At 67.1% G+C, this 9,657-nt stretch carries 9 protein-coding genes and 1 riboswitch; of the genes, 6 read left to right on the top strand and 3 right to left on the bottom strand.

All coding sequences use genetic code 11. The features are described from left to right. Positions 1 to 305 precede the first annotated feature (305 nt). Both IG04_RS0126655 and IG04_RS0126650 read right to left on the bottom strand, forming a co-directional pair. Positions 306 to 1,652: a polysaccharide lyase 6 family protein gene (locus IG04_RS0126655; RefSeq protein WP_030479461.1), complete on the bottom strand. Its 1,347-nt coding sequence runs from the start codon at positions 1,650 to 1,652 to the stop codon at positions 306 to 308. A gap of 44 nt (positions 1,653 to 1,696) precedes the next feature. After that, on the bottom strand, positions 1,697 to 2,131 hold the full coding sequence (locus tag IG04_RS0126650; protein ID WP_030479460.1) for an NUDIX hydrolase: 435 nt from the start codon (positions 2,129 to 2,131) through the stop codon (positions 1,697 to 1,699). 72 nt (positions 2,132 to 2,203) lie between these two features. On the opposite strand from IG04_RS0126650, the gene IG04_RS0126645 reads away from it, so the two are divergent. The 6 genes from IG04_RS0126645 (at position 2,204) to IG04_RS0126620 (ending at position 8,445) form a co-directional block, all read left to right on the top strand. After that, on the top strand, positions 2,204 to 3,130 hold the full coding sequence (locus IG04_RS0126645) for an SPFH domain-containing protein (protein WP_030479459.1): 927 nt from the start codon (positions 2,204 to 2,206) through the stop codon (positions 3,128 to 3,130). After that, entirely contained in the window at positions 3,130 to 3,357 is a 228-nt protein-coding gene (locus IG04_RS0126640) for a type II toxin-antitoxin system antitoxin (RefSeq protein WP_030479458.1), read from the top strand. Before IG04_RS0126645 ends, IG04_RS0126640 begins: the two co-directional genes overlap by 1 nt. Before the next feature lie 17 nt (positions 3,358 to 3,374). Then, a complete protein-coding gene (locus IG04_RS0126635) occupies positions 3,375 to 4,766 on the top strand; it encodes an AAA family ATPase (protein ID WP_030479457.1) in 1,392 nt (463 codons plus the stop codon). Positions 4,767 to 4,881: 115 nt separating this feature from the next. Then, positions 4,882 to 7,146: a glycoside hydrolase family 3 N-terminal domain-containing protein gene (locus IG04_RS0126630; protein WP_063758324.1), complete on the top strand. Its 2,265-nt coding sequence runs from the start codon at positions 4,882 to 4,884 to the stop codon at positions 7,144 to 7,146. A gap of 124 nt (positions 7,147 to 7,270) precedes the next feature. Beyond that, positions 7,271 to 7,537, top strand: coding sequence for a 30S ribosomal protein S20 (rpsT, locus tag IG04_RS0126625; protein ID WP_030479455.1), 267 nt, complete (start codon positions 7,271 to 7,273; stop codon positions 7,535 to 7,537). A gap of 98 nt (positions 7,538 to 7,635) precedes the next feature. Next, entirely contained in the window at positions 7,636 to 8,445 is an 810-nt protein-coding gene (locus IG04_RS0126620; protein WP_051770737.1) for a hypothetical protein, read from the top strand. Between the two features lie 9 nt (positions 8,446 to 8,454). Here IG04_RS0126620 and holA read toward each other — a convergent pair whose 3' ends face one another. Continuing rightward, entirely contained in the window at positions 8,455 to 9,432 is a 978-nt protein-coding gene (gene holA / locus IG04_RS0126615; RefSeq protein WP_030479453.1) for a DNA polymerase III subunit delta, read from the bottom strand. A 77-nt stretch (positions 9,433 to 9,509) separates the two neighbouring features. Then, a riboswitch (SAM riboswitch) is annotated at positions 9,510 to 9,653 on the top strand. The last annotated feature ends 4 nt before the right edge of the window (positions 9,654 to 9,657 follow it).

The raw sequence follows: 9,657 nt of genomic DNA, 5'->3' as shown, positions 1-9,657 counted from the left end.
ATTACTGGCTGTGTTTCGGCACGCTGTTGAGTTCTCAAAGAACACGCGCACACCGCAGTCACATCAGCTTTACGCTGACTTACTTCCGGGGCTTGTGTTGCTGAAGCTTATTTGGTCTTGCTCGCCGGTGTCAAATCGGCCTCTAGGAGGCTTTATCTCTCCGGTTTTTGCCAGGCTCGTTCCGGTCTGTATTTCCCGGCCCGTGTCGCTCTGACATGGAGAACATTACACGGGCCTGTTTCGATCTCCAAATCGGGGGGTCCTGGTGACCGCCACACGTGCGATCACCAGGACAAATGCGTTCATCAGGGTGCGGAGACCCCGACATCGGCCTTCGTCAGCGGCTTCCGCACCGCCGACGAGTTGTACTCATCCGCCCCGACATCAGGCTTGCCGGAGCGCGCCTGCGGATCGAAGTCACGCGTCACATAGGAGTAGGTGCCCACCGACGCGTTGATGGCCGGACTACCGGAAGACAACCGGAACAGTCCGTTGGCGTCCTTCACCAGCTTCGGGTCCACGGACTTGTAGCCGGACGACGGCATGTTGCCGCCGGTGCCGCCCCAGATGACGTTGCCCTCGTACTTGACGGTCGAGCCGGCGTGCATGGAGACGACCCCACCCGAAGAACCGCGAATGACGTTGTTCGCGAGCACGCAGTCCTTGGGCTTGAAGTCACCGCCGTCGCTGTCCACCACCGCTCCGGTGCCGATCAGCGTGTTGAACGCGACCGTCACGCGGTCGGGACGGTCGTGCAGCTTCGAGGTGGGGCCGCTGTCGGCCTCCTTGCCGGAGCCGAACACGATCGCGCGGTCCTTGGTGGTCTCCACGTAGTTGTTGATGACCTTGTGGTCGTTTCCGTGGAAGCGGATGCCGCTGTTGAACAGCAGGTTGCCCTCGACCGTGGTGCGGTGGCCGTGGCGCAGGACGATGTAGCCCTTGCTGTTGCGGATCGTGTTGTACCGGACGATGTTGTCCGACGACTTGATCGAGATGGCCTCGGCGTCGCCGTCCGCCTTCTCGAACAGGTTGTGCTCGACGATCGCGTTCGCCGACTTCGACTGCTTGTGGCTGTAGCCGAGCCGGATCGACTCGCCGCCGTTCGAGCCGGTGAACTGGTGGTTGTAGAAGTAGTTGTGGTGGATCCACGACCGCTTGGCGATCTCGCTGCCGGGGCCGGTGATCTGCAGGTAGACACCCGCGTTGGTCCGGTTCTGGAACGTGTTGTGGTCGATTTGGACGTCGTCGGCACTCACGCTGAGCGAAGCACCGTCCTTGTTCCCCGAGTACGTGTTGCGGGTGATGCGCGTGGCCCGCGCTTCCGCGGGGACCGAGAGCGTGCTGGTTCCGTTGAAGACGAAGCCTTCGATCGTCACGTCTCGAACGGCCCCGAGCTCAAAGCCGCCACGGGTGAACACCGTGCCGCCGATGGTCTGCGCGGCGACGGTGATGCCCGACTTGGTGATCTTGATGGGTCGGTCGGCGGCATGCAGGCCCTGGGCCAGCACGATGCGCTGACCGGCTCGCGCGGTGTCGAGGGCGGCCTGCAGGGAGGACACGCTCGAGACGCTCACGACAGCCGCGTGGGCCGGCACGTGCACGAAGGACGACAGCAGGGCGGCCGTGCCGACTACGGCCAGTGATCGGATCATTCGCCAACTCCATTGGAGGCAAGTCGGCGGCGGTAGAACCGAATCTACCGCAGGATTCCGGCAGCTGGGGTAGTTCGATACAGACCGAGGGCCGTGTCCAGCGACGGCACTCGCTTCAGTTGTCCGATGTCTGCGAGGGGGAACCACTGGGCGAGGTCGGTCGTGCCGTCCACCTCGTTGCGCAGCTCGCCGCCGACGATCCGCACCTCGTACATGACGCGAAGCGCGTGGTAGTCGCGGTCGGGTTCCTCCCGGAACTCGGAGTCGATGCCGAGCAGGCGGACCACCTCGGCGAGGTACCCGGTCTCCTCCTCGATCTCCCGGATGACCCCGTCGTACGGGTGCTCACCGTGGTCGATGCCGCCTCCCGGCAGGATCCAACGTTTGCCCTTTGGGCCAAGCCAGCGCGCCAGGAGGATCTCGTCGCGCTCGTTGATGCAGACCCCGTACGCCGCCACGCGCTGCTTCTTCGCCCTCATGCGGATCAGCCTAGCTGGCGATCATGACGGAAAAGTGATATCACTTAGATACTACTTCGATAGGGGGTCTGAATGAGCGCGGTTGTGGACACGACAGTGCGGATGCCGGCGCCCGTGGTGCGGGAGAAGCGCGCACGGGACCTGTCCGGTCTGCCCATGTTCTTTGGAGGGGTGGTGTTGGTCGCGGTGGCTGCATGGACGTTCATCGAGGGACTCCGGGCCGCCGACAACAACGAGCCGTCAGCGGGACTCCTGATCGTGGGGATACTGCTGTTCCTGGCGGGGGCGCTGGTGTTCCGGGGCCTCTTCACGGTGGCGCCGGGTGAGGCGCGGGTGCAGCAGTTCTTCGGCCGTTACGTGGGCACGGTGCGCACGGACGGTCTGCGGTGGGTGAACCCGTTCAACACGCGGGAGAAGATCTCGACCCGGATCCGGAACCACGAGACGTCGGCGCTCAAGGTCAACGACGCGGACGGCAACCCGATCGAGATCGCCGCCGTGGTCGTGTGGCAGGTCGAGGACACCGCGCGGGCGCGGTTCGAGGTGGACGACTTCGTGCGGTTCGTCGGGATCCAGACCGAGACCGCGGTGCGGCACATCGCGAACAGCTACCCGTACGACAACCACGAGGAAGCCGGGCTCTCGTTGCGGGAGAACGCGGACGAGATCACCGAGACCCTCTCGATCGAGATCTCCGCGCGGGTGCAGTCCGCGGGCGTGAAGGTGATCGAGTCGCGGCTCACGCACCTCGCGTACGCGCCGGAGATCGCCCACGCGATGCTGCAGCGCCAGCAGGCCAGCGCGGTCGTGGCGGCACGGACACGGATCGTCGAGGGCGCCGTCGGCATGGTGGAACTCGCGCTGCAGCGGCTCTCCGAGCAGAACGTGGTCGAGCTCGACGAGGAACGCAAGGCGGCGATGGTGTCGAACCTGCTCGTCGTCCTGTGCGGTGACCGATCCACCCAGCCCGTGGTGAACGCAGGGTCCCTCTACACCTGATGGCCGAGCGCAAAAGCGTTCTGCTCAGGCTTGACCCGGCCGTGCACGACGCGTTGAGCAGGTGGGCGAACGACGAGCTGCGCAGCACCAACGCGCAGATCGAGTTCCTGTTGCGGCGTGCGCTGTCGGACGCCGGCCGATTGCCCAATGAGGCAAAGAAAATGCCGCGTCGGGGCAGGCCACCGAAGAATCCTGAGGAAAACACGGAGGCCGGGCCAGAGGGTTAGTGCGTACGGTGGAATCGATGACGGATCTCCACACATCTGACGCACGATCGCTCGCGTCGGCTCTGCAGGGGTTGTTGGAGGAGGCCAGGAAACTGGTCTCCGACGGCGCGGAGTCGACGCTGGTCCGGAAGGTTTCCGGGCACATAGGCATTCCGATGGCACAGGTTCCCACGGTGACGGCCAAGTTCATGGCCTGGGAACACGTCAACGTCCACCGCGGGATCGAGACGTACCTGGCCGAGCACTCCCCAGGGGCGGAGTGGTTCGGCATAGCGGGCAAGCGCGCGTTCCAGTACCTCGTGGACATGTTGAGCGGGGCGGTCCACGACGGCAGCTTCGGGCTCGGTCCCGTCGACTACGCGACGGTGGCCACCGGCCCCGACACCGCGGTCGAGGCAGTGCAGCTCGGACTGGTCCTCTCCCGGTCACCGGACGGCGATCCCGTGGTGATCGCGCTGCAGGGTCCGGGCGAGGACTGCGATTCCCAGTGTTCGCTGCAGGTGCTGGCCGGATCGAGAGAGATAGCGACGGCCACGCGTGAGGCGGTCGAAGGACACATCGCCCGCCACAACCTGTTCCAGGGCAAGGTGATGGCGTTCGGACTGAGCGAGCACCGGCGCAACCAGCTGCTCACGTTCCTGCCCAGACCGTCGTTGCGGCCTGAGGACGTCGTACTGCCGGATGGTGTGCTCGACACCATCGAACGCCACGTCGTACGCACGGCAGAACAAAGCGCACGGCTGAGAGCACACGGGCAACACCTGAAACGCGGACTGCTGCTCCACGGCCCGCCCGGCACCGGCAAGACGCACACGATCCGGTACCTGATGGGACGGCTGGAGTCCTCGACGGTGATCGTGCTGAGCGGCGTCGCGATGTTCAAGCTCCTGAAAGTGGCGACGTCGATGGCGCGGAAGCTCGCGCCGTCCGTGGTGGTCGTCGAGGACGTCGACCTGATCGCGGAGGACCGGCGGCACACCGAGTTCGGCAACCCGGCGCTGTTCGAGCTGCTGAACGAGATGGACGGTGTCGGTTCCGAGGCGGACGTGACGTTCGTGCTCACCACGAACCGCGTGGACGTGATGGAGCAGGCCCTCGCCCAGCGGCCCGGCCGGATCGACCTCGCGACGCACGTGCCGTTGCCCGACACGCAGGGACGCGAACGGCTGTTGCGGCTCTACGCGTCCCGCACGGATCTCGATCTTCCGGACGCCTCGGCGATCGTGGCGGCGAGCGAGGGCGTCACGGCGTCGTTCGTGAAGGAGCTCGTGCGGCGGGCAACGCTGCTCGCGTTGGACGAGCAACCCGGCGTTGAGCGCGTGCGGCTGGGCGAACCCACGATTGCAGCCGCGCTGGCCGAACTGATGGACGAAAGACAGTCGCTGACGCGCTCGATCCTGGGCGGCTGAACAGGCGTTTCACCAGCATGAAAACGCTGTCATCGAGTTCCTCCGTTCGGGGGTGTCCTGACTGACTCCTCCACGCGATCGTGTGCGGCGGGCGCACCGGGAACGTGGAGGAGTCTTGTCTTTGTTCTCCCGCAAACGCGCCGGTCTCGGCGTGCTGGGCGTGGCTGTGGTGATCGCGTCGCTGACACCGGCGGGCGGTCTTGCAGCGGGTAAAGAAATCTATTTGGACAGTCGGGCGTCGACCGAACGGCGGGTGGAGGACCTGCTGCGCAGAATGACGCTCGAGGAGAAGATCGGGCAGATGGCCCAGATCCGCGTCGGGAAGCTGCGCGGTGACTGCAACAACGTCAACGGGCCGTTGGTCGACTCCTGCCTGAAGGCGGTGCTCGCGGACGCGCACGTCGGCTCGATCCTGTCCGGCGGCGGTGACGCGCCGCTCGACAACACGCCCAGGGCGTGGGCCGAGATGAACAACGCGATCCAGCGCTATGCGTTGGAGAACAACAGGTTGAAGATCCCGATTATCTACGGCGCGGACGGCGTGCACGGGCACAACAACGTCATCTCCGCGACGATGTTCCCGCACCAGATCGGGCTCGGTGCGACGTGGGACCCCGGGCTGCAGGAGAAGATCGGTGTGTCGGCGTCGAAGGCGTTGCGCGCCACCGGTGTCTTCTGGAACTTCGCCCCGGTGTCCGACATCGCGCGGGACACGCGCTGGGGCCGTTACTACGAGACCTACAGCGAGGACCCGTTCCTGGCCGGGCAACTGGCGGCGGCGAACGTGCGCGGGCAGCAGTCCAAGGTGGACGACACCGCGCAGCTGACCGCGACGGCGAAGCACTTCGCCGGGTACTCGGCGCCGGCGAACGGGCACGACCGCGCGGCGGCGCAGATCCCGATCCGGCAGCTGCAGGACCTCGTGCTGCCGCCGTTCCAGGCGCAGTTCGACGCGGGCGTGAAGACCGTGATGATCAACTCCGGCTCGCTCAACGGTGTGCCGGTGCACGCATCGAAGTACATGCTGCAGACGCAGCTGCGTGACCGCATGGGCTTCAAGGGTGTCGCGGTCTCGGACTGGCAGGACATGAAGTACCTGGTGGACCGGCACAAGGTCGCGCCCGACTACAAGACGGCGATCGCCATGAGCGTCAACGCCGGTGTGGACATGGCGATGGAGCCGTCGAACGCGGCCGAGTTCACGTCGTTGCTGCTGGCGAACGTGCGCGATGGTTCGGTGTCGCGCGGGCGGATCGACCAGGCCGTGCGGCGGGTACTGAAGCTCAAGTTCGACCTGGGGCTGTTCGAGAAGCCGTACGTGGACCCGGCCAAGGCCGACGGCAACGTGGTGAACGTGGATCGGGACCTGGCGCGCAAGGCGGCCGCCGAGGGCACCGTGCTGCTGAAGAACGACGGCGTGCTGCCGCTCTCGACGTCTGCGAAGAAGATCGTCGTGACCGGTGAGACCGCGGACGACGTGCGCCGCCAGCTCGGTGGCTGGACCGTCGAGTGGCAGGGCGTGCCGGACGACTCGCCGTTGCCGCCGACCGCGACCGTGCTGACCGGTGTTCGCGAGGCTGTCCCCGGTGCGTCCGTCGTGCACGCTCCGACTCAGGCCGCGGCGGTGGCTGAGGCGGATGGCGCGGACGCGGTTGTCGTCGTCCTGGGTGAGAAGCCCGGTGCGGAGGGTCCCGCCGACACGGAGAACCCGGTGTTGACGGCCGAGCAGCAGGCGTGGGTGGACGCGGTCCAGGCGACCGGCAAGCCGGTGGTCGTGGTGCTGCTGACGGCGCGTCCGCAGGTGCTCGGTGCGGCGGCGGACGCGCACGCGCTGGTCGCGGGCTGGCTGCCGGGCAGCGAAGGTGGCCGGGCGATCGCCGACGTGCTGTTCGGCGCGGTGAACCCGAGCGGCAAGCTGCCGATCTCGTGGCCGAAGGCGCTGGGCGACCCGACGCTGACCTACGACCAGCTGCCGGGCGCGAACACTTCGGCGGGTGCGAAGTACGACCCGCTCTACGCGTTCGGGCACGGACTGTCGTACACGTCGTTCACGACCTCGGGGCCCTCGGTGTCCGTTGACCGTCGTGACGGCGTGGTGAAGTTCACGGTGGCGAACACCGGTACGCGTGCGGGCACCACGGTGGTGCCGGTCTACGTGCGCCAGCCGGCCTCGCCGGTGCTGACCCCGGACGCCCGTCTGGTGGGCTTCACCCGCGTGGAACTCGCTGCCGGACAGTCGAAGCAGGTCGAGGTGTCGTTCAAGCTCTCGCAGCTGGCCCTGACCGTCGGCGACGTGGACGGTGACGGACGGCGTGAGGTCGCCCGCGGCGGCTACGAGGCGGTGGTGGGTGCCGAGAAGGCCACCTTCACGGTGCGCTGAGCTGGCCTGATATCCTTCGTCGTCGTGAACGCGCGGCTCTCCGCCGTGGAGGAGACCCGGTCCTCGTGACCGGTGCCGACCAAGCGCGCCACGAACCCGGTTTCGACAAGAAGGGTGATGTCGCATGGCGAACATCAAGTCCCAGCTCAAGCGGATCAAGACCAACGAGAAGGCTCGCCTTCGCAACAAGTCGGTCAAGTCGTCCCTGAAGACGGCCATCCGCAAGTTCCGCGAGGCTGCCGAGGCCGGTGACAAGGCGAAGGCCCTGGAGCTGCTGCAGGACGCGTCCCGCAAGCTCGACAAGGCCGCCACCAAGGGCGTCATCCACGCCAACCAGGCCGCCAACAAGAAGTCGGCGATGGCCCTGCGCGCGAACTCCCTCGAGGGCTGATCTCGCTCGTAGCGCTTCGAGCTTCTGCAAAGGGCTCCACCTCCTCCGGGAAGTGGAGCCCTTTCGCATGTGGCCTCGGGCACGGTAGGCGTAGGTCCATGGAATCGCTGCCGCGGATCGACTTCTTCGAGCTGCACGACCTCGACGGCACCCCGCCCGTGCTGCGGACCCTGCACACCGAGTCGATCATGACGATCTACCGGCTGACGGACGCCGCGCGTGAGTACTCACGGCCGCTGGCGCTGGCGTTGCGGTCGGGCGCGGACCACCGGATCGTCGATCTCTGCGCGGGTTCGGGCGGACCGGTGCCGCTGATCCAGCGGCGGCTGCACGCTCAGGGCATCCACACGCAGGTCATGCTGACGGACCTGGTGCCGAACGTGCCCGCGTTCGAGCGCGTCGCCGCGCGAAACCGGCGCCGGCTGCCCGGCCCGTGCTGCTCGGTGGACCACGTGCCCTCGTCCGTCGATGCCACCGACTGCCGGTTGGAAGGGACGCGGACGATCTACGGCGCCTTCCACCACTTCCCGCCCGCGCTCGCCGCGCGCATGCTGCAGAACGCCGTCGACACCCGGCAGCCGATGGTCGTCGTGGACACCAAGCGGTCGTGGCTCTACGTGCTGGTGTTCCCGTTCTTCCTCGCGCTGGCCGTGCTGCTCGCGGCGCCGTTCCAGCGCAACTCCCCGCCGCGGTACCTGCTGCGGCTGGCGCTGACCTACGTCGTGCCGGTGCTGCCGTTCATGATGTTCTTCGACAGCGTCGTGTCGTTCCTGCGCATGTACGGGCGTGCGGAACTGCGGCGGATCGTCGACGGCCTGGACGGCACCGAGTCGTTCGAGTGGACGATCGGCGTCGAACCCGGCTTCACGGGAGCCCAGTACCTGATCGGGATCCCGCGCCGGGAGTGATCCGGCGGGTCAGCGGCGGCTGTGGGCGGCCACGATCCGGAGCACGGCACGTTCCAGCGCGTAGTCGGCGTCGGCCGCCACGCCCTTCACGTCGGCGTTGAGCCCGGCGACCACCTGCATCGCGTCGGCGAGGCCCGACTGGTCCCAGCCGCGGGACTGGGCCTGCGCCTTCTTGATCTTCCACGGCGGCATGCCGAGCGGCCCGGCCAGGCTGAACGGGTCGGCGCGGCCCACCGCGGACACCCGCGCGACCGTGCGCACCGCGTCCGCCAGCGCGTCCGCGACCAGCACGTGCGGCACGCCGAGCTGCATGGCCCAGCGCAACGCCTCCATGGCGCCCGCCCGGTCACCGACGACGGCCTTCTCCGCGACGGCGAACCCCGTCACCTCGGCCTTGCCCTGGTGGTAGCGGCGGATCTCCTCGACCGTCACCTTGCCGTCGGTGTCGGAGACGAGCTGCGACGAGGCCGCGGCGAGCTCGCGCAGGTTCGTGCCCACGGCGTCGATCAGCGTGACGACGGCCTCGGAGTCGATCTTGCCGCCCGCGCGCCGCACCTCGTTGCGCACGAACGCCTCACGATCACCCTGCTTGGTGACCTTGCCGCACTCCGTGACCGCGGCACCGGCCTTCTTCAGCTGTCCGGGCAGGTCCTTGGCCGCCTTGCTGCGACCACCACCCGTGTGCACGACGACGAGCGTGACACCGTCCGCGGGCGCCTTGACGTAGGAGAGCACCATGTCGGCGACCTCCTTGCTGATGTCCTGCCCGTTCTGCAGGACGATCACGCGGCCCTCCGCGAACAGCGACGGACTCACCAGTTCGGCCAGCTCGGGAGGCGTGAGATCAGTCACCTGGACGCGGGTCAGGTCGGCGGTCGGATCGACCTCCCGCGCGGCCTCGAGAGCCGCCCGAACAGCACGTTCGACCAGCAACTCCTCCTCACCGACGACGAGGTGCAGTGACTCCGGTGCGCTCACGCTCCGCATCTTCCCACGTCCCGGATCGTGGACGTCTGTGGATGGCAACGGGCTGTTGCCGTAGCTTGATGGCCACAACTGAATACCGCTCATCCAGAGGGGCAGAGGGAACGGCCCGTAGAAGCCCCGGCAACCGGCGTCAGCGCCATGCACAGAACCTTGTGCAGAGCTATGCGCAGACGATCACGGTGCCAATTCCGACCCGTTCGATTTCGCGGGAAAGATGAGGAGATA

The organism is Lentzea albidocapillata, from assembly GCF_000719115.1.
Taxonomy (GTDB): domain Bacteria; phylum Actinomycetota; class Actinomycetes; order Mycobacteriales; family Pseudonocardiaceae; genus Lentzea; species Lentzea albidocapillata.
The sequence above is the reverse complement of the archived record's forward strand: the minus strand, read 5'-3'. Positions and strand labels throughout refer to the sequence as shown.

Coding starts and splice junctions, on each gene's coding strand:
- IG04_RS0126655 (WP_030479461.1), bottom strand. CDS start 1,652: ATGATCCGATCACTGGCCGTAGTCGGCACGGCCGCCCTGCTGTCGTCC.
- IG04_RS0126650 (WP_030479460.1), bottom strand. CDS start 2,131: ATGAGGGCGAAGAAGCAGCGCGTGGCGGCGTACGGGGTCTGCATCAAC.
- IG04_RS0126645 (WP_030479459.1), top strand. CDS start 2,204: ATGAGCGCGGTTGTGGACACGACAGTGCGGATGCCGGCGCCCGTGGTG.
- IG04_RS0126640 (WP_030479458.1), top strand. CDS start 3,130: ATGGCCGAGCGCAAAAGCGTTCTGCTCAGGCTTGACCCGGCCGTGCAC.
- IG04_RS0126635 (WP_030479457.1), top strand. CDS start 3,375: ATGACGGATCTCCACACATCTGACGCACGATCGCTCGCGTCGGCTCTG.
- rpsT (WP_030479455.1), top strand. CDS start 7,271: ATGGCGAACATCAAGTCCCAGCTCAAGCGGATCAAGACCAACGAGAAG.
- IG04_RS0126620 (WP_051770737.1), top strand. CDS start 7,636: ATGGAATCGCTGCCGCGGATCGACTTCTTCGAGCTGCACGACCTCGAC.
- holA (WP_030479453.1), bottom strand. CDS start 9,432: ATGCGGAGCGTGAGCGCACCGGAGTCACTGCACCTCGTCGTCGGTGAG.